General features: G+C 44.1%; 16 protein-coding genes and 1 other RNA gene. 15 read left to right on the top strand and 2 right to left on the bottom strand.

What is annotated here, in order from left to right:
* Window positions 1-3 precede the first annotated feature (3 nt).
* The gene (locus L4D20_RS19330; RefSeq protein WP_428803313.1) at window positions 4-372 is read right to left on the bottom strand and encodes a YraN family protein; all 369 of its coding nucleotides are present in this window, start codon (window positions 370-372) and stop codon (window positions 4-6) included.
* Entirely contained in the window at window positions 359-2,164 is a 1,806-nt protein-coding gene (locus tag L4D20_RS19335; protein ID WP_428803224.1) for a penicillin-binding protein activator, read from the bottom strand. Before L4D20_RS19335 ends, L4D20_RS19330 begins: the two co-directional genes overlap by 14 nt.
* Before the next feature lie 69 nt (window positions 2,165-2,233).
* On the opposite strand from L4D20_RS19335, the gene rsmI reads away from it, so the two are divergent.
* The 15 genes from rsmI to ftsZ all read left to right on the top strand — a co-directional run bounded on the left by rsmI (window position 2,234) and on the right by ftsZ (window position 19,425).
* Window positions 2,234-3,097, top strand: coding sequence for a 16S rRNA (cytidine(1402)-2'-O)-methyltransferase (gene rsmI, locus L4D20_RS19340; protein ID WP_428803225.1), 864 nt, complete (start codon window positions 2,234-2,236; stop codon window positions 3,095-3,097).
* Window positions 3,098-3,209: 112 nt separating this feature from the next.
* An RNA gene (gene rnpB / locus L4D20_RS19345) (RNase P RNA component class A) lies at window positions 3,210-3,602 on the top strand.
* A 197-nt stretch (window positions 3,603-3,799) separates the two neighbouring features.
* Window positions 3,800-4,750, top strand: coding sequence for a 16S rRNA (cytosine(1402)-N(4))-methyltransferase RsmH (gene rsmH / locus L4D20_RS19350; protein ID WP_428803226.1), 951 nt, complete (start codon window positions 3,800-3,802; stop codon window positions 4,748-4,750).
* Between the two features lie 5 nt (window positions 4,751-4,755).
* Entirely contained in the window at window positions 4,756-5,073 is a 318-nt protein-coding gene (ftsL, locus tag L4D20_RS19355; protein WP_428803227.1) for a cell division protein FtsL, read from the top strand.
* Window positions 5,070-6,818: a penicillin-binding transpeptidase domain-containing protein gene (locus tag L4D20_RS19360; RefSeq protein ID WP_428803228.1), complete on the top strand. Its 1,749-nt coding sequence runs from the start codon at window positions 5,070-5,072 to the stop codon at window positions 6,816-6,818. Before ftsL ends, L4D20_RS19360 begins: the two co-directional genes overlap by 4 nt.
* Before the next feature lie 12 nt (window positions 6,819-6,830).
* Window positions 6,831-8,318 carry a UDP-N-acetylmuramoyl-L-alanyl-D-glutamate--2,6-diaminopimelate ligase gene (gene murE, locus L4D20_RS19365; protein ID WP_428803229.1) on the top strand — a complete coding sequence of 496 codons (1,488 nt, stop codon included), beginning with the start codon at window positions 6,831-6,833 and terminating at the stop codon, window positions 8,316-8,318.
* Window positions 8,315-9,682: a UDP-N-acetylmuramoyl-tripeptide--D-alanyl-D-alanine ligase gene (gene murF / locus L4D20_RS19370; RefSeq protein WP_428803230.1), complete on the top strand. Its 1,368-nt coding sequence runs from the start codon at window positions 8,315-8,317 to the stop codon at window positions 9,680-9,682. The genes murE and murF overlap by 4 nt, the downstream gene beginning before the upstream one ends.
* Window positions 9,679-10,761, top strand: coding sequence for a phospho-N-acetylmuramoyl-pentapeptide-transferase (gene mraY, locus L4D20_RS19375; protein ID WP_428803231.1), 1,083 nt, complete (start codon window positions 9,679-9,681; stop codon window positions 10,759-10,761). The genes murF and mraY overlap by 4 nt, the downstream gene beginning before the upstream one ends.
* 28 nt (window positions 10,762-10,789) lie before the next feature.
* Window positions 10,790-12,109 (top strand): UDP-N-acetylmuramoyl-L-alanine--D-glutamate ligase, encoded by a 1,320-nt coding sequence (gene murD, locus L4D20_RS19380; protein ID WP_428803232.1) that lies wholly within the window; start codon window positions 10,790-10,792, stop codon window positions 12,107-12,109.
* 18 nt (window positions 12,110-12,127) lie between these two features.
* Window positions 12,128-13,327 carry a cell division protein FtsW gene (gene ftsW / locus L4D20_RS19385; protein WP_428803233.1) on the top strand — a complete coding sequence of 400 codons (1,200 nt, stop codon included), beginning with the start codon at window positions 12,128-12,130 and terminating at the stop codon, window positions 13,325-13,327.
* Complete coding sequence (gene murG, locus L4D20_RS19390) at window positions 13,314-14,375, top strand: undecaprenyldiphospho-muramoylpentapeptide beta-N-acetylglucosaminyltransferase (RefSeq protein WP_428803234.1); 1,062 nt, start codon at window positions 13,314-13,316, stop codon at window positions 14,373-14,375. The genes ftsW and murG overlap by 14 nt, the downstream gene beginning before the upstream one ends.
* A 65-nt stretch (window positions 14,376-14,440) precedes the next feature.
* Complete coding sequence (gene murC / locus L4D20_RS19395; protein ID WP_428803235.1) at window positions 14,441-15,895, top strand: UDP-N-acetylmuramate--L-alanine ligase; 1,455 nt, start codon at window positions 14,441-14,443, stop codon at window positions 15,893-15,895.
* Window positions 15,896-16,130: 235 nt separating this feature from the next.
* Window positions 16,131-16,913: a cell division protein FtsQ/DivIB gene (locus tag L4D20_RS19400; RefSeq protein ID WP_428803236.1), complete on the top strand. Its 783-nt coding sequence runs from the start codon at window positions 16,131-16,133 to the stop codon at window positions 16,911-16,913.
* The gene (gene ftsA / locus L4D20_RS19405; protein WP_428803237.1) at window positions 16,906-18,168 is read left to right on the top strand and encodes a cell division protein FtsA; all 1,263 of its coding nucleotides are present in this window, start codon (window positions 16,906-16,908) and stop codon (window positions 18,166-18,168) included. Before L4D20_RS19400 ends, ftsA begins: the two co-directional genes overlap by 8 nt.
* Window positions 18,169-18,198: 30 nt before the next feature.
* The gene (ftsZ, locus tag L4D20_RS19410; protein WP_428803238.1) at window positions 18,199-19,425 is read left to right on the top strand and encodes a cell division protein FtsZ; all 1,227 of its coding nucleotides are present in this window, start codon (window positions 18,199-18,201) and stop codon (window positions 19,423-19,425) included.
* Window positions 19,426-19,460: the final 35 nt, after the last annotated feature.

Genomic DNA, 19,460 nt, shown 5'->3' on the forward strand with positions numbered 1-19,460 from the left:
TGATTATCCTTGAGTAATTGCATTTTTTATCCATTCGATTTGCTTTCCTTGCTGGTGGATAGCAATAACATCAAAACGGAGATCGGTTTGCTCAACTGAGCGGCCTTTTTTCAAAAGCCAATAGTTAGCCGTTTTTAATAGTTTAGCCACTTTGTGCGAAGAAATCGTCTCCGCTGCATGACCATAGTGCTTGTTCTCTCGATAGCGAACTTCAACAAAAACGACGCAGCTACCATCGTACATGATGAGATCAATTTCGCCACATCGAGCTGTAAAGTTTCTCTCAATAAGAATAAGACCGCAACCTTCTAAATAAACTTTAGCGACGGTCTCATAATGTTGACCTTTATCTCTTCGGCTAAAGAGCCCCATATTCCGCCCAGCTAATCTCTCTTTGAACGATACAATTTCCATCGATACTCAATAGACCTGTCTGTCCTTGATAGCTATGATCTGGAACGATCTTCATTTGAGGTAGCTGTTCCATCATATGATAGGCATCGATACCTAATGCTTGAAGTCGGCGTTCAGCGTTTGAATCACGTGGCCATAACTGTTCCATTTGCGCATTTAAAGCACTGTCGTTTTGCAACAGCAGAGGAATGTCGCTGTAGGTGATCCCTGTTAGATCTTCGTATTGTTTATTGCCACTATTACTGCGAGAGTTTGAAAATAGCTCTGGCGGCTTAGTGTCTGGGTTGATCGCGACTTCAATAAAGGGCTTAATCAGCGTTAACTCTGAACTGTTAGCAACAATGTAGACAGCATCGATATCACGACGGCTGCGCGGTTGGCTCTCTAAAGGAATATCCATCAGTGCTTCTATTTGAGCAATATGTTGCTGGCTCTGCTGAAGCCCAAACACGGAATTGATATTACGTTGAAGCTGTCTTTTATCACCAAATAAATTCACGGCAACTTTATTGTCGTTGAGTTTTTCCCACTCAGCTCTGAAGGCTTCACTTACTCGCTGACCAAGCTTACCTTGAGGCGCAAGGACTAGTGGGTATTGATAACCTTGCTGGTGAAGGTATTTAGCGGCTTGAGCGACTTCTTGCTCAGGGGAAAGCGCTAAGTAACAAGTTCCCGTCCCTACTTCTAGGTGCTCTGGAATGTTAAGTGCGAGCGTTGGGATGTGATACGCCAGATTTGCTTGGATCTCTTCAAGTTGCTCGACATTATCCTTGGTCAATGGACCAACAACAAAATCGATATTTTTCTCAACCAAGATCGTTTCAAGTTCATCTTTTGATGTTTTGTTAGTATCAATAATGGTTAAGGTCGCTTCTTCATCGCGATCACTGTCGTTCATCATTGCCATAATAAAGCCATCGCGAATAAGCTGAGCTTGCTTACCAAACTTGCCTGATAGCGGCAGTAAAATAGCGGTATTGGTTGGTTTGGCTATTTCTAGATCCAAAATATCCTGAATCGCCTTTGGTGTATAAAGACTTGCAGGGTGATTGGGATTCTCTTCTAGCCAGTTAGCCAGGCTATTTTTTAGCATCGGAATATCGGTTGAGAGCGTTTTCATGTAAACGCTTAATTGCACCCACCCATCAATAACGGCTTCATCCGTTGAAGAGCTGAGCAGTGCCATTTGATCGGATTCATAGCGTTCTAAATTACTCCAAATCAAATCAGCAGTGTTATGTTGCTCGACTTCGTCTTGATACTCAGTGAGTTGAACAAGCTCTTTACTGGCTTCAAAGAATCTCGATTGATTGGTGTATAGCTCTGACCTTAGCTGGTAGTAATCGATCCATTGCTCATCTGGTAGGGACCAATCTGATTGGAAATTGAGTCGGGATAAAGCCTGATGATACTCACCTTGAAGGCCTAATGATTCAGCTCTTGAGAGCTGCCACTCTGATTGCTGCAATTGAGTCAGAGGTTGTTTAACGATTCGTTTTGATAGACGGTCTGCCAATTCCAAGTCATTACTTTCAATCGCAGCTTTAAATGCCATGATTAACCAATCATTTTGAATCTGGCCTTGTGAACTGTCCGCCTGCATTAGGTAGTTCTGTGCAGATTGGACAGGGTCGAGCAAAATATCAACATAGGTAGGTGCTGAAGGTTTAGACGAACACGCTGACAACACGATTGCGAGTGCAACAGGGGTGAGTAAGCGTGGTACACTGATTCTCTTATGGTTCTTCATAGCCATGCATTCTTATACTTGTATGTGTAAAATTATCTCTATATTAATCGTTGAAGTGATGGTAAACAAATGACAGACAACAAAACATTGCCAGCAGAGATCCCAACTCTCTATATTGTTCCGACTCCAATAGGCAATTTGGGTGATATTACCCAGCGTGCCATCGATATATTATCCACTGTCGATGTGATTGCCGCTGAAGATACTCGCCATACGGGTCGTTTACTTGCTCACTTCAATATTAAAACCAAAACGTTCCCCTTGCATGATCACAATGAACAGCAAAAAGCTCAAGTCTTAGTTGATAGATTATGTGAAGGGCAGTCCATTGCATTAGTTTCTGATGCTGGAACCCCGTTAATTAGTGATCCAGGATACCATTTAGTTAATAAATGTCGTCAAGCAGGTGTAAGAGTTGTTCCTCTGCCAGGTGCTTGCGCCGTTATTACCGCTTTAAGTGCTTCGGGTCTTCCGTCTGACCGCTTTAGTTTTGAAGGCTTTTTGCCGCCGAAGAGTAAAGGCCGCAAAGATAAGTTCTTAGAAATTGCTAAGGCAGAGCGAACCTGTATTTTCTACGAATCACCACATCGTATCTTAGACTCTCTGGCTGACATGCTCGATATATTGGGTCCAAATCGTGAAGTGGTATTGGCTCGAGAGATCACCAAGACTTTTGAAACCATTAAAAAACTGCCTTTGGGCGAGCTTATTGAGTGGGTGAGCAGTGATGAAAATCAACGTCGTGGTGAAATGGTACTGTTGATCCACGGTTATCGTGAAATTGCTGACGATACTATTGCAGAAGAAGTCACGAGAACGTTGACGATTTTGACCAAAGAGTTACCTCTTAAAAAGGCAGCAGCAATGACGGCTGAAATTTACAACTTAAAGAAAAACGCGCTTTATAAATGGGGTCTTGAAAACCTAGATTAAACTGGTCTTTATTGGCTGTTTCTTGAGCGATTGAACGGACTGTTTAACCCTAATGGCGTTTAAGCTTACTTCACTCTAGACACGCTCTGCGCTTATCTATACAATCCGCCTCGGAGTTGACTGGGTAATCGCTGCTTCATTGATGTCCTTCGGGAGACTGATGAAGGGGAGGAACGTCCGGGCTCCTTAGAGCAGGGTGCCAGGTAACGCCTGGGTAGCGTGAGCTAACGACAAGTGCAGCAGAGAGAAGACCGCCGATGGCCTCATTTCTTCGGAAGAGGTACAGGTAAGGCTGAAAGGGTGCGGTAAGAGCGCACCGTGCGTCTGGCAACAGTGCGTAGCAAGGTAAACTCCACCCGGAGCAAGATCAAATAGGCCCTCACATTGCGCTGCTCGCGTATGGGGGCGGGTAGATTGCTTGAGCCTGTGAGCGATTGCAGGCCTAGACGAATGGTTACCGCCGCGCAAGCGGAGACAGAACCCGGCGTATGTGTCAACTCCACCAATTCGAAGCCCATCATAACGTAGAGTTATGATGGGTTTTTTGCTTTATATTGACGAAAATTATTCTGTTACCACTAAACTTAGCGCAATATCACGTGATGTTTTGCGCAAACAGTAGCGATAGCTCGTGAAATCAGTACACTGATGTTTATCTGTTTTTAGTGTTATCGCCTTCAGCCCAAGCTTGATGAGACCAACATGACTGAATCATTCCAACATATTTCTGTTTTACTCCACGAATCGATTGATGGATTAGCCATTAAGCCCGATGGTACCTATATAGATGGGACATTTGGCCGTGGTGGCCACAGTCGAACGATCTTGTCTCAGTTGGGAGAGAATGGTCGCTTGTTCAGTATTGACCGAGATCCACAGGCGATCGCTGAAGCGCAAAAAATTGATGACCCCCGCTTTACTATTATCCACGGCCCTTTCTCTGGAATGGCAGAATACGCTGAGCGTTACAACTTAGTGGGTAAAGTAGACGGCGTATTACTTGATCTAGGCGTCTCATCGCCTCAGTTGGATGACGCTGAACGTGGCTTTAGCTTTATGAAAGATGGTCCATTGGATATGCGCATGGATCCAACCAGCGGAATTTCTGTATCTGAATGGATACTAGGCGCTGATTTAGATGACATTACCTGGGTTATCCGCGAGTTCGGTGAAGATAAACACGCACGTCGAATTGCAAAAGCAATCGTGGCTCATCGCGATGATGAAGAAAAAGAGCCGTTGACACGCACCGGTCAGTTGGCCAAGTTAATTTCAGAAGCTGCGCCTAAAAGCTTCAAAGAGAAGAAGCACCCTGCAACGCGTGCATTCCAAGCTTTTCGAATCTACATCAACAGTGAACTAGAAGAGATTGATACGGCACTCAAAGGTGCTGCAAGCATTCTAGCACCGCAAGGTCGCTTGTCTGTGATTAGCTTTCACTCGTTAGAAGACCGCATGGTTAAGCGTTTTATTCGTAAAGAGAGTAAAGGACCGCAAGTTCCTCACGGTATTCCACTCACTGAAGCTCAGATTAGTGAGTTAGGCTCACCTGATTTAAAGCCGATTGGTAAAGCGAATAAGCCAAGTGAAGGTGAGGTCGATCAAAACCCTCGTTCTCGTAGTTCTGTATTACGTATTGCTGAAAAACTGTAGATTGCATGAGTGATCGCGCACCAAACTTAGCTAAAGTCATCGTAACTGACCTGTTTACAGTCGGTCGGTTGCCGTTACTGATGCTAATTTTGATCTTTACTAGTGCGATGGGAGTGGTGTTTATTACTCACCACTCTCGACAAGCAATTTCTGAAAAAAACACCATGCTGCTTAATCGAGATCAGCTAGCCAATGAATGGCGAAATCTTATTTTGGAAGAGACAGCACTTGCTGAGCATAGTCGAGTTCAGGCTATGGCAAAGAAAGAGCTCGAGATGCGTCGCCCTGACGCAGACAAAGAAGTGATTATTAACCTGCAATGAAAAGCAAAAAAGCCTCAGCCATACCTAAAAGCAACAAAACCAAACCGAAACCTAAAGCGGATGCTCCTCTGCTGATTCGTTGGCGTTTCTATTTGTTGATCTGTTGTGTGTTTGCGTGCTTTGCGATTCTTGTTGCTCGTATCGGTTACATTCAAGTCATTGAACCTGACAATCTCATCCGTCAAGGCGATATGCGTACCGTCAGAGCCAAAACCATTCATTCTGCCCGAGGGATTATTTCAGACCGAAATGATGAACCACTTGCGGTGAGTGTTCCGGTTGAAGCTGTTTGGGCCGATCCTGTTGCTATCTTCAAGAAAAGTGGACTTGATGATCTTGACCGATGGTATGCACTTGCCGACGTTTTGGGGCTTGATCGTAAAGGGTTAGTTGAAAAAATTCGCAGTAATGAAAAGCGCCGATTTATCTATCTTCAAAGACAGGTAAGCCCGGCCATGGCGAACTATATCCGAGAGCTAAAGCTAACTGGTGTTGGTCTGAAGTCTGAATCTAGACGCTATTATCCAGCTGGAGAAGTTAGTGCTCACTTAGTCGGTGTGACCGGTATTGATGGTCATGGCTTAGAGGGTGTTGAAAGAAGCTATGATAAATGGCTAACAGGTGAAGCCGGTAAGCGAATTATTCGTAAAGACCGCTATGGTCGAGTGGTTGAGAATATATCACTTGAAAAACAAGAGGAAGGCGAGCCTCTTGCTCTGACTATTGATCAGCGGCTACAAGCCATCTCATTTAGAGCGATTAAGCAGGCTGTGGCGGACACAAGAGCAACATCGGGTTCTGCGATTCTACTTGATGTAAAAAGTGGCGCAGTACTGTCAATGGTCAATGCGCCTTCTTACAATCCGAATAATCGTTCTGATTTACAATCATTTAAAATGCGAAACCGCGTTATTACCGATGCGTTTGAACCGGGATCTACGGTTAAACCGTTTGTGGTATTAGCAGCACTTGAAAATGGCACTGCGGATAAGAATACCGTTATCGATACGGGTAATGGTGTGATGCGTATTGGTGGTAGCCGAGTGGTTGATACCTCTAAAGTTGGCAAAGCCGATCTCACCACAATACTGAAAAAATCGAGTAACATTGGTGTTGCTACCCTTGCTTTAGATATGCCTCTTGAAGCGCTACTAGGAATGTATAGCTCAGTCGGTTTTGGTGAAACATCGGGTCTTAACTTAGTTGGTGAAACTGCGGGTATATTCCCCAACCGACGTCGCTGGTCAAAGCATGAAATTGCGACGCTATCATTTGGTTATGGATTAACGATTACACCTTTGCAGTTAGCGCACGCTTACGCCACGCTAGGCAACTATGGTGAGTATCAACCAATCCATATTATTGAGAACAATCAGCAAGATCTTTCTAGACAAGTGATTGATGATGAAAACGCTCGTCTTGTACTGGAAATGCTAGAAACAGTAACTCAACCTGGTGGTACCGCGACTCGCGCAGCCGTTCCTGGGTACAGAATTGCAGCTAAAACGGGGACCTCTCGTAAAGCCGTTGCTGGTGGTTATGGTGATGAGTATTTTGCCTATACGGCAGGCGTTGCCCCTGCGAGCGACCCAAGATTAGCGTTAGTTGTTGTGGTCAATGAGCCTCAGGGTGATAACTATTACGGTGGTTCAGTTGCTGGCCCTGTCTTTGCTGAGATCATGAAAGGCGCACTACAGATATTGAACGTCGCACCCGACGAAAACCAATTAAAAGTCATTAAATAAGAGATAAATAGCATGAGTTCTGAAATTACACTTGGTCAGCTTTTGTTACCTTGGGTTGAGTTATCCGATCAGGTTGTTGCTCTTCTCCCTGTGACTCATCTCGAGCTAGATAGCCGTAAGGTTTCAACAGGTGATACCTTTGTAGCCGTAAAAGGGCATCAAGTGGATGGGCGAAAGTACATTGACTCAGCTATTGCACAAGGCGCTTCATCGATCGTCGCTCAGGCTTGCGACCAGTTCCCTCATGGCTTTACCTGTCACAAGTTAGGTGTACCTGTTATTTATTTGAATGAGCTTGATATTTATCTATCTCCGCTTGCTGGTCGTTTGTACTCCGAGAAGCCAAATACTTTAATCGGTGTTACCGGAACAAACGGTAAAACAACCATTACTCAGCTTATCGCTCAGTGGATAGGTTTATTAAATAAATCAGCCGCGGTGATGGGGACAACCGGTAATGGTTTCTTAGACAACTTAAAGCCCGCGCTTAATACCACAGGCAGTGCGATTGAAATCCAGCAAACACTTAGCCAATTAGCTCTAGATGGAGCGGATTACGCGGCGCTTGAAATATCTTCCCATGGATTAGTCCAAGGGCGAGTGAGCGCATTACCATTTTCAGTTGGCGTGTTCACCAACCTAAGCCGAGATCATTTGGATTATCACGGCACAATGCACGAGTACGGTGAAGCCAAAAAAGCACTGTTTACCAAGCATCATTGTGAAACCGCTGTGATTAATATTGATGATCCTGTTGGCGCTAGTTGGTGTAAAGACCTACCCAATGCTATTGGTGTTTCCTTAATGCCAAATGCAAACGAACAAGGTTATGTGTATGCAACTGATGTTCAATACAGTGAAGCGGGAATAACACTGACATTTTCCGGACAATTTGGTGATGGCAGTTTTACTTCGCCTCTCATTGGTGAATTTAATGCAAGCAATCTGTTGTTAGCATTGACTACCTTATTGAGCTTAGGCTTTGATAAACAAAGCCTGATTGATACGGCCCCTCAGATCACGCCAGTACTTGGGCGAATGGAGCTGTTCAAGAACGTTCAGCAAGCAAAGGTAGTGGTCGATTACGCTCACACGCCTGACGCTTTAGAGAAAGCGTTATTAGCACTCAAGGTTCATTGCTCTGGCAAGTTATGGGCTATCTTCGGTTGTGGCGGGGATAGAGATATTGGTAAGAGACCAATGATGGCTAAAATTGCTGAGACTCACGCTGATGAGGTGATACTAACCGATGACAATCCACGCAGTGAATCACCGCAATTAATCGTTGCTGATATGTTGGCTGGGTTAAATGCACCTGAGAAGGTGCGTGTTGAGCATAGTCGTTTTAACGCATTGGATTACGCTTTATCAAACGCGAGTAACCAAGATATTATTTTATTAGCCGGTAAAGGCCATGAAGATTATCAAGTGATGGCAACTGAAACCGTACATTACTCAGATAGAGAATCAGCACAAAAATTGTTAGGTATCACACTATGATCTCTGTCTCTTTATCTCAGCTCGCTAAGGTACTTGATGCTCAGCTAATTGGTTCCGATTACACTATTACTCAAGTATCGACGGATACGAGAAAGATAGAATCAAATACACTGTTTATCGCCTTGATTGGCGAGCGCTTTGATGCTCATGATTTTGTTCAACAAGCTGTTGATAATGGCGCTAAAGCTCTGTTAGTCAGTCGACCATGTGATGTTGATAATGGTGTAGCGCAACTTGTCGTTAGAGATACAAAACTGGCATTAGGCCAACTTGGCGCATGGATTCACAAGCAATGCGATATCCCTACAGTAGCGATAACGGGAAGTTGTGGAAAAACTACCGTTAAAGAGATGTTGGCCAGTATTTTGTCGGCACAGGGGAAAGTGACCTACACCGCAGGGAACTTTAACAATGAGATTGGTGCGCCGTTAACATTGCTTCGCTCGGAACCTAGTGATGACTATGCCGTTATCGAATTAGGCGCGAATCACATAGGTGAAATTGCGTATACCACTGCATTAGTAAAGCCTGACATTGCGCTAGTTAACAACGTAGCAGCGGCCCATTTGGAAGGGTTCGGTTCTATTGATGGTGTAAAAATTGCGAAGGGTGAAATTTATCAAGGACTGCCTGAAAACGGTGTAGCAGTAATGAACCTTGATAGTCACGGCGGCGATCGTTGGAGTGAGGTTCTTGCTGATAAAAAGATCGTTTCTTTTTCGGTAAATGATACAAAAGCCGACCTTTTCGCTTCTGACATCTCAATAAATGAACTAGGCAGTGCACAATTTTTGATGCAAACGCCGCTAGGAAGTATAACTGTTCAACTGAGTATTATTGGTCGTCACAATATTTCAAATGCACTGGCTGCTGCGGCACTCGCCATTGAGTGTGGAATTGAGTTAGAAGATATCAAACATGGCTTAACGCATTTAATGGAAGTAAAAGGCCGTGTAGAAGCAATTGAGCTATCGTCTTCTATTCGTTTAATTGACGACAGCTATAACGCTAGTGTGCCTGCTATGAACGCGGCAGTAGACTTGTTATCTAGCTTCCAAAGTCAGCGTTGGTTAATTTTAGGTAATATGGCGGAGTTAGGCGGCGAAAGCCTTGCACTTCATCGCCAAGTCGGTGAATATGCAGCCCGATTTAATTTCGAATACGTTTTAACGTATGGTGACGATGCCAAAGTTATTAGCGAGCTTTGCCATGGCCATCATTTTGAAACACATGAACGTATGAATACATACATTGAGCAGCAATTAGAACAGCATAATAAACAGCACCACACACTATTAGTCAAAGGGGCAAATAGTGCGGGGATGAGCAAAATTGTAGCTGCTTTGAAGGAGAACCATTCATGATTATTTGGCTTGCAGAACTATTTCAGCCATACGTGTCTTTTTTTCGTTTGTTTGAATACCTTTCATTTCGAGCGATTGTTAGTATTTTAACGGCTTTGGCCCTCTCATTGTGGATGGGACCGAGATTAATTAAGCGCTTGCAGATGCTACAAATCGGCCAAGTTGTTCGTAACGACGGCCCTGAGTCTCACTTTAGCAAACGTGGTACCCCGACAATGGGCGGCATCATGATTCTAGCTGCCATTATTATAACGGTACTATTGTGGGCTGATTTATCTAACCCCTATGTTTGGGCTGTTATTGGTGTACTCGGAGGCTATGGTGCCGTTGGGTTTGTTGATGATTACCGCAAGGTAGTACGTAAGAATACCGATGGCTTGATTGCTCGTTGGAAGTATTTTTGGCAGTCAGCGATTGCTCTTGTTGTTGCGTTTGCGCTGTACTGGCATGGTAAAGATACCGCGGCAACTCAACTTGTAGTGCCTTTCTTTAAAGAAGTCATGCCGCAGTTGGGCTTGTTCTACATCGTACTGACTTACTTTGTTATTGTGGGAACCAGTAACGCAGTTAACCTTACCGATGGCCTTGATGGTTTAGCGATTATGCCAACAGTGTTGGTTGCTGCTGGTTTTGCTGCGATCGCTTGGGCAACGGGTAATGTTAACTTTGCCAACTACCTACATATTCCTCATATCCCACTCGCCTCTGAGCTTGTTATTGTCTGTACGGCAATTGTTGGGGCAGGGTTAGGCTTTCTATGGTTTAACACTTACCCTGCGCAAGTATTTATGGGCGATGTTGGCTCACTAGCATTAGGCGGCGCACTTGGAACTATTGCTGTGCTTGTTCGCCAAGAGTTTGTACTGGTGATCATGGGCGGTGTTTTTGTTATCGAAACATTGTCAGTGATTCTACAAGTTGGTTCTTATAAATTACGTGGTCAGCGTATTTTCCGCATGGCACCGATTCATCACCACTATGAACTCAAAGGCTGGCCTGAACCGCGAGTTATCGTTCGCTTTTGGATCATCTCTATTGTGTTAGTGTTAGTTGGACTTGCGACACTAAAAGTACGTTAACCCGTTGCAGAATTATTATGGATAGCCAATGAATCCGTGGGATAAAGTTGAAAATGTTGTCGTAGTAGGGCTTGGTATCACCGGGCTCTCAGTCGTTAACCATTTACTGAATATATCAAAGCCTTTTTCAATTAAAGTGATTGATACACGTTCCGCACCACCAGGTGCAGACAAGCTTTCCCACGAGATTCAATTACATCAAGGTAGTTGGAATCTTGAATGGTTGCTAGAGGCGGATCTAGTTGTTGTTAATCCAGGTATTGCACTGGCCACCCCTGAGCTTAAACAAGTTGCGCAGGCTGGAATAAAGATCGTTGGTGATATTGAGCTGTTTGCTTGGAAGGTGAATAAGCCCGTTATTGCCATTACTGGTTCAAATGGTAAAAGTACCGTTACCGATCTCTCTGGTGTGGTTGCTAAAGCATCTGGTCTAAAGGTGGGAGTGGGCGGTAATATCGGTGTGCCTGCATTGGATCTACTTCAGCAAGATGCCGATCTCTACATTCTTGAGCTTTCTAGTTTTCAATTGGAAACCACATCAAGCCTCAATCTATCAGCTGCTGCATTTTTGAATCTCTCTGAAGATCACATGGATCGCTACGAGGGTATGCATGATTATCGAGACGCCAAGCTACGTATTTTTGACAATTCTGAGCACTGCATAGTTAATCATCAGGATAAACTGACTTATCCTGATGCCGCCGTTAACTCTTTAATTACATTCGGTCTTGATGATAAAAGTGACTTTTGTTTAGGTGAATATCTAGATACAGAATATCTGTTCGCTAAAGGCAAGCCTGTCATTGCGACCGAAGAGCTAACGCTAGTTGGCCGACATAATGTGGCTAATGCTTTAGTTGTTCTCGCTTTGTTATCTCAAGCTGATATAGATTTTACACAGGGTCTTTCTGCACTGAAATCTTACAGCGGCCTGACTCATCGATGCCAGTTAGTCGCTGATAATAAAGGGGTCAAATGGGTCAATGATTCAAAAGCGACCAACGTGGCTAGTACAATAGCGGCTTTATCTGGCCTTCACTGCCAAGGTACTCTTTATTTGCTTGTTGGTGGAGATGGAAAAGGGGCTGATTTTTCAGAACTAGTACCTGTGTTGCAACCGTTGAAACTAGAGTTGTGCTGCTATGGTGCTGATTCGGATGCTTTCATGCCTCTGCATGCATCGGCGAAAAAATATGAATCAATGAGTGACATTATTACCGAGGTTTTACCAAAATTAGAGCGTGGTGATATGGTGATGCTTTCCCCTGCCTGTGCCAGTTTTGATCAGTACCCGAATTTTATGGCGAGAGGTGATGCTTTCACCGAGTTGGCATTAAAGTATGCATAAACAGGTTTAAGGAAAAGTATGCAAGTAACGCGTATTTTATCTAATGTCCATCAGTGGTTTTCTCATCGGGCTTCAAAGCCGTTGTTTGATAGACAACTGGTATGGATATCGCTTGGCTTGATGTTAACGGGTCTCGTTATCGTGACCTCGGCTTCTTTTCCTATTAGTTCACGCTTAACGGATCAACCTTTCCACTTTATGTTTCGCCACGCTGTTTTTTTACTATTGGCTCTGTGTACTTCAGCTGTGGTTCTCCAGATTCCGCTTAAAAAATGGCTGCAATATAGCTCAGTGCTCTTAGGTATCTCATTCTTTTTACTTATTATCGTTCTTTTGATTGGTAAGTCAGTCAATGGGGCGTCGCGCTGGATCCCTTTAGGGCTATTTAACCTTCAGCCAGCAGAGCTTGCTAAATTATCGCTGTTTATCTTTATGGCGGGCTACTTAGTGAGGAAACAGGCCGAAGTTCGAGAGACCTTTTTTGGCGGCTTTATGAAGCCCATCATGGTATTTGCAGCTTTGGCTGTATTGCTTTTAGGTCAACCCGATCTGGGTACCGTTATCGTTATGCTGGTTACCTTGTTTGGTATGCTATTTATTGCCGGAGCGAAGCTGACTCAGTTTCTTGCATTGATGGTAGCAGGGGTTATGGCCGTTATTGCTTTGATCGTTGCTGAACCGTATCGAATGAGGCGTGTGACCTCTTTTCTCGACCCGTGGGAAGATCCATTTGGCAGTGGCTATCAGCTGACTCAATCATTGATGGCATTTGGTCGCGGCGAGTGGTTTGGTCAAGGACTTGGCAATTCGATTCAAAAATTAGAATATTTGCCAGAAGCGCATACCGATTTCGTTTTTGCTGTGCTAGCGGAAGAGCTTGGGTTTATTGGCGTGGTATTGGTTCTGATGCTGATCTTTAGCTTAGTTCTAAAAGCCCTGTTTATCGGTAAAAAAGCATTTGATAATCAAGAGCTATTTGGTGGCTATTTGGCATTTGGTATTGGTATCTGGTTCGCGTTTCAAACCTTAGTCAATGTCGGAGCTGCGTCGGGAATCGTTCCTACTAAGGGCTTGACGCTCCCATTGATTAGTTACGGTGGTTCGAGTCTTATTATTATGACTGTTGCTGTATCGATCTTACTCAGAATAGATTATGAATGTCGGATCAAGTCAAAACCGCAATCAATTTTAGAAATAGATAACGATGAAAAAGAATAAAAGATTATTGGTAATGGCCGGTGGAACCGGGGGACATGTGTTCCCTGGATTAGCAGTGGCTAAAAAACTTCAACAACAAGGCTGGGAAATCCGTTGGCTCGGTACCGCTGACCGTATGGAAGCAGATCTTGTTCCAAAACACGGTATTGAGATTGATTTCATTAAAGTGAAAGGGATCCGCGGCCAGAAAATACTCGGGCTGCTACAAGCTCCTTTTCAGATCATAGGTGCGATTGCTCAAGCAAGACGTTACATTAAAGCTTGGCAACCTGATGCGGTATTAGGCATGGGCGGTTATGTTAGCGGTCCTGGTGGTATTGCCGCTTGGCTGAGTGGTGTTCCCGTTATTCTTCATGAGCAAAATGCCGTGGCTGGATTAACCAATCAATGGCTATCTAAAATTGCTAAAAAGGTATTCCAGGCGTTCCCCGGAGCGTTTCCTAATGCTGAAGTTGTGGGCAACCCTGTACGAGAAGATGTTGCTGCAATTATCTCGCCGAAAGAGAGATTAGCGGATCGAAGTGGGCCTATACGCATACTGGTTATGGGTGGCAGCCAAGGCGCTCGAATCCTTAACCATACACTGCCTCCTGTCATGGCGCAGTTAGGTGAGCAATATCAGATTCGTCATCAGGCTGGGAAAAATAACCAGACAGAAGTCGAAGGTTTGTATCAGCAGAACGGTGTTAAACAGTTTGAAGCCGTTGAGTTCATAGATGATGTTTCGCATGCGTATCAATGGGCTGATTTGGTCGTTTGTCGTTCTGGCGCATTAACGGTGTCTGAATTGGCTGCAGCAGGTGTCGGGGCTATTTTTATTCCATTCATGCATAAAGATAGGCAGCAAGCGTTGAATGCTGACCATCTAGTAGAGTGTGGCGCAGCGAAGATGATTGAGCAGCCGGAGTTAAGTGTCGAGAAACTTACCGACATGATTAAAGAATTAGATAGAGAACAACTGTTACAGATGGCAAGTGATGCACGAGATGCAGCTAAGCTTGAGGCCGACAAGACCGTCGCCGATGCCATTATCGCGATCAGCAAGTAGCGCCTTAAAGTAAACCGCTACCTTGACAGTAGATAGTTGTTCTAAGCAAATAACGAGACAGAATTATGACGATTAAACATACACAAGATCTCGCTCAAATTAGAGCGATGGTGCCAGAAATGCGCCGTGTTAAAAGCATTCACTTCATTGGTATTGGCGGCGCAGGCATGAGCGGCATCGCAGAAGTATTGTTAAATGAAGGATACCAAATTACTGGCTCTGATCTTTCTCAAAATCCAGTAACTGAACGTCTATCTTCAAAAGGTGCAACGGTTTACATTGGTCATCAGGAGAGCAATGTTGAGCATGCAAGTGTGGTCGTGGTTTCTACTGCGATTAATGAAGCGAACCCAGAAATTGTCGCGGCACGTGAATTAAGAATTCCTATTGTTCGACGCGCTGAGATGCTCGCAGAGCTGATGCGTTTCCGTCATGGCATTGCTGTCGCGGGGACTCACGGAAAAACCACTACGACAGCGTTAGTGACTCAAATTTATTCAGAAGCAGGGCTTGATCCAACCTTTGTTAATGGTGGATTAGTTAAAAGTGTCGGTACCAATGCACGTTTAGGTTCAAGTCGAATTTTGATTGCAGAAGCCGATGAGAGTGATGCTTCATTCTTACATTTGCAACCTATGGTCAGTATCGTAACCAATATCGAAGCCGATCATATGGATACCTATGGTGGTGACTTCGAAGTACTTAAGCAGACATTCATTGATTTTTTACATAACTTGCCGTTCTACGGCCAAGCTATAGTGTGTATTGATGATCCAGTGGTAAGAGAGTTAATTCCTCGTATTAGTCGCCAAGTGATCACATACGGTTTCTCAGAAGATGCTGATGTACGCCTTGAAAACTACCGTCAAAACGGACAGCAGGGTATGTTTACCGTGGTTCGTCAGGGTAAAGCTAACTTAGACATTACATTGAACATTCCTGGAAAACACAACGCACTGAACGCGTCCGCCGCGATTGCTGTCGCGACAGAAGATGACATCAGTGATGAAGCGATTTTGTCTGCCATGATCGGTACTGAAGGAACTGGCCGTCGATTTGAGCACCTTGGTGAGTTTGATACTGGCCGAGGTAAAGCAATGCTTGTGGATGATTATGGACATCACCCAACAGAAGTGGATGTAACCATTCAAGCGGCAAGAAGTGGCTGGGAAGACAAGCGTTTAGTGATGGTATTCCAACCGCATCGTTATTCTCGAACACGAGACTTGTATGATGATTTTGCAAATGTGCTTGATCAAGTGGATGTATTGTTGATGCTAGATGTTTACTCTGCTGGCGAACAACCAATCGCCGGTGCTGATGGTCGAGCGTTATGTCGCACTATTCGCAGCAGAGGAAAGATAGATCCAATTTTTGTGGCTGATATTGAGTCATTACCCTCTGTTTTAGCTAATGTTTTACAAGATGGTGACTTGGTACTAACTCAAGGTGCCGGAGATGTTGGCAAAGTAGCGAAACAACTTGCTACTCTCGAGCTAAATATCAATAAGATGAAGTAATTAGCGATAAGAATGATGAAATTTAAGAGTTATGATTAAGTTTACATATATCAGACTCTTAATTATCGAATTCTGTATTTGATACTTTTTGTTAGCTCAGTATAATCTCAAGGTTAAAGTGAATGCTTTACCTTTAGCGTTATACATAAAATAGAGCTATGCAAATCAATGCTCAGCAGAATATGCGTTAAGTAACAAAGGGACAGTTTGCTAGCCAAGCTAAGGACTACGGGCTTTGATTAAAAGTGCTTTAAGTGAAGGTCGTCGTGTAAGGCATCTACCAGTCGTCCAGCAACACGCTGTAGGCAGTGTGTTCTTACTTGCGGTTTTGTTGTTAATTGGCACATTACTTTATTCAACGCTGTCTTGGATGTGGGATGATCAACGCTTACCACTTTCAAAAATAGTACTGCAAGGTGATATGGAGTACGTGACAACACGGGATGTTCAGCAGTCTTTTGCCAGGCTCGATCATATTGGTACATTTATGTCCCAAGATATTGAATCACTGCAAGAGACGGTACAATCTATTCCTTGGGTGTCTCAAGTATCCATTCGTAAACAGTGGCCTGATACGATCAAAGTCTTTTTGACTGAGCATCAAGCTGAAGCTATTTGGAATGGCGATACTTTGCTTAATGCTAAAGGTAACGTATTTAATGGTGACATTGGTCAATTAAGAGGCGATAGAGTCAAACTCTATGGGCCAATTGATAGTAGCCAACACGTTTTGGCTATCTGGCGTGAGATTTCACCGTTATTTCAAGCTCTAGATCTAAATATTCGATCATTAGTTTTGAATGACAGAAGAGCTTGGCAAATAATTCTAGATAACGGTATGCGTTTAGAGTTAGGTAAAGAGTCACTGGACGAACGTATCGCTCGTTTTATTTCTCTGTATAAGAATTTAGGAAACGACGCTGAGCGAGTCAGCTACATCGACCTTAGATATGATACTGGAGCTGCCGTTGGGTGGTTCCCTGAACCAGGTTTAGAACAAGAGAGTACGGATGACTAAGGCTGTTGATGACAATTTAATTGTTGGTCTGGATATAGGTACAGCAAGCATATCGGCACTTGTCGGTGAAGTGCTACCTGATGGTCAAATCAATATCATTGGAGCGGGTACAAGCCCATCTCGTGGTATGGATAAAGGTGGCGTTAACGATTTAGAGTCTGTGGTTAAGTCAGTACAACGAGCAGTCGATCAGGCTGAGTTGATGGCCGAGTGCCAAATCAAAAACGTATTTTTATCGTTGTCTGGCCGTCACATTGCTAGTCGTATTGAAAAAGGGATGGGAACAATATCTGAAGAGGAAGTTACTCAAGAAGATATGGACCGTGCTATTCATACGGCAAAATCGATTAAAATAGGGGACGAACTGCGTATCCTTCACGTTATCCCTCAAGAGTTTACGATTGATTATCAAGAAGGGATTAAAAACCCACTTGGATTGTCAGGGGTACGTATGGAAGTTAGCGTGCACCTTATCTCTAGCCATAATGATATGGCTAAGAATTTAGTTAAAGCAGTAGAGCGTTGTGGCCTAATTGTCGAACAACTGGTTTACTCAGGGTTAGCCTCAAGTAACGCAGTAATTACTGAAGATGAGCGAGAGCTTGGCGTGTGTGTTGTCGATATTGGTGCTGGTACAATGGATGTATCCATTTGGACCGGTGGTGCACTGCGCCATACCGAAGTGTTCTCGTACGCTGGTAACGCCGTGACGAGTGATATCGCATTTGCTTTTGGTACGCCAGTCAGTGATGCTGAAGAAATTAAAGTAAAATATGGTTGCGCGCTCAGTGAGCTCGTAAGTAAAGATGATACAGTTAACGTACCAAGTGTTGGTGGGCGCCCGTCTCGCAGTTTACAAAGACAAACATTGTCTGAAGTGATTGAGCCTCGCTACACTGAGCTTATGGGGCTCGTTAACCAAACTATTGATACCGTTCAAACTAAGTTGCGAGAAGATGGCATTAAACATCACCTTGCCGCTGGTGTTGTCCTCACTGGAGGTGCAGCACAGATTGAAGGATTGGTAGAGTGTGCGGAGCGTGTATTCCGCAATCAAGTTCGCGTTGGTAAGCCATTAGAAGTTAGTGGCTTAACAGATTATGTAAAAGAGCCGTATCATTCAACGGCTGTTGGTTTACTTCATTACGCTAAAGATAGCCAAATAAATGATGACATTGAGTATAGCGAACCTAAGCGCCAATCAATGTCGAGTTTAGTTGGTCGTTTACGTAATTGGATACAAAAAGAGTTTTAACCTGAATAACAGGAAAAACGGAGATAACAAATGTTTGAACCGATGATGGAAATGTCTGACGATGCTGTAATTAAAGTCGTTGGAGTTGGTGGCGGTGGTGGTAATGCTGTTGAGCACATGGTACGTGAATCCATCGAAGGTGTGGAATTCATCAGCGTAAATACCGATGCACAAGCATTGCGTAAAACGAGTGTGAATAGCGTTATTCAGATTGGCGGCGATATCACTAAAGGTCTTGGTGCTGGTGCAAACCCTCAAGTTGGCCGTGATGCTGCTTTAGAAGATCGAGAAAGAATTAAAGAAGTTCTCACTGGTGCCGATATGGTATTTATAGCCGCAGGTATGGGCGGTGGTACTGGTACTGGTGCAGCACCTGTTATTGCAGAAGTTGCAAAAGAGCTGGGCATTTTGACGGTTGCAGTTGTGACTAAGCCATTTAGCTTTGAAGGCAAAAAGCGTTTAGCGTTTGCTGAGCAGGGTATTGAAGAATTATCGAAGTCAGTTGACTCTCTAATTACAATCCCTAACGAAAAGCTACTCAAAGTACTTGGCCGTGGCGTTACTTTGCTAGAAGCATTTGGAAGTGCGAATAACGTACTTAAGAATGCTGTTCAAGGTATTGCAGAGCTAATTACTCGCCCTGGTATGATCAACGTCGATTTCGCCGATGTAAGAACGGTGATGTCGGAAATGGGTCACGCTATGATGGGCAGCGGTATCTCTAAAGGTGAAGACCGTGCTGAAGAAGCTGCTGAAACAGCGATCTCTAGTCCACTACTAGAAGATATTGATTTAGCTGGCGCTCGTGGCGTACTTGTTAATATTACTGCTGGTTTGGATATGCGACTGGATGAATTTGAAACAGTAGGTAATACTGTTAAAGCATTCGCATCAGATAACGCAACAGTGGTTATTGGTACTTCACTAGATCCAGATATGACCGATGAAATTCGAGTAACGGTTGTAGCGACGGGTATTGGTACTGAGAAAAAACCAGATATTACATTGGTAGCGGGCGGTAAAGCGAAAGTAGCTCCTGTAGCTCAGCCACAGCAGCAAGTAGCGCCAACACAGCAGCCAATTGCTAAAACAGAGGAAAAGCCGGCACAGCCTTTGCAGGAAAAACCTCAGGTTGCCACGCAGCCAACAGCGACGCCGACAACGTCAAGCTCTGGTCAGGCAGCAACAGCGCCTAAGACAGAGAAAGAAAATGCGTATTTAGATATCCCAGCATTTTTACGTCGTCAGGCTGATTAATAACTGTACGTAATTTGACAGCGTTCAAAATTATG

It is taken from the genome of Vibrio kyushuensis, assembly GCF_050337325.1.
GTDB classification, from domain to species: domain Bacteria; phylum Pseudomonadota; class Gammaproteobacteria; order Enterobacterales; family Vibrionaceae; genus Vibrio; species Vibrio kyushuensis.

Bases quoted from the DNA above. Each gene is read 5' to 3' on its own strand.
- rsmI (WP_428803225.1), top strand. From the start codon at position 2,234: ATGACAGACAACAAAACATTGCCAGCAGAGATCCCAACTCTCTATATT.
- murF (WP_428803230.1), top strand. From the start codon at position 8,315: ATGATCTCTGTCTCTTTATCTCAGCTCGCTAAGGTACTTGATGCTCAG.
- ftsW (WP_428803233.1), top strand. From the start codon at position 12,128: ATGCAAGTAACGCGTATTTTATCTAATGTCCATCAGTGGTTTTCTCAT.
- L4D20_RS19330 (WP_428803313.1), bottom strand. From the start codon at position 372: ATGGGGCTCTTTAGCCGAAGAGATAAAGGTCAACATTATGAGACCGTC.
- murD (WP_428803232.1), top strand. From the start codon at position 10,790: ATGAATCCGTGGGATAAAGTTGAAAATGTTGTCGTAGTAGGGCTTGGT.
- L4D20_RS19335 (WP_428803224.1), bottom strand. From the start codon at position 2,164: ATGAAGAACCATAAGAGAATCAGTGTACCACGCTTACTCACCCCTGTT.
- L4D20_RS19360 (WP_428803228.1), top strand. From the start codon at position 5,070: ATGAAAAGCAAAAAAGCCTCAGCCATACCTAAAAGCAACAAAACCAAA.
- murE (WP_428803229.1), top strand. From the start codon at position 6,831: ATGAGTTCTGAAATTACACTTGGTCAGCTTTTGTTACCTTGGGTTGAG.
- ftsL (WP_428803227.1), top strand. From the start codon at position 4,756: ATGAGTGATCGCGCACCAAACTTAGCTAAAGTCATCGTAACTGACCTG.
- ftsA (WP_428803237.1), top strand. From the start codon at position 16,906: ATGACTAAGGCTGTTGATGACAATTTAATTGTTGGTCTGGATATAGGT.
- mraY (WP_428803231.1), top strand. From the start codon at position 9,679: ATGATTATTTGGCTTGCAGAACTATTTCAGCCATACGTGTCTTTTTTT.
- ftsZ (WP_428803238.1), top strand. From the start codon at position 18,199: ATGTTTGAACCGATGATGGAAATGTCTGACGATGCTGTAATTAAAGTC.
- murG (WP_428803234.1), top strand. From the start codon at position 13,314: ATGAAAAAGAATAAAAGATTATTGGTAATGGCCGGTGGAACCGGGGGA.
- murC (WP_428803235.1), top strand. From the start codon at position 14,441: ATGACGATTAAACATACACAAGATCTCGCTCAAATTAGAGCGATGGTG.
- rsmH (WP_428803226.1), top strand. From the start codon at position 3,800: ATGACTGAATCATTCCAACATATTTCTGTTTTACTCCACGAATCGATT.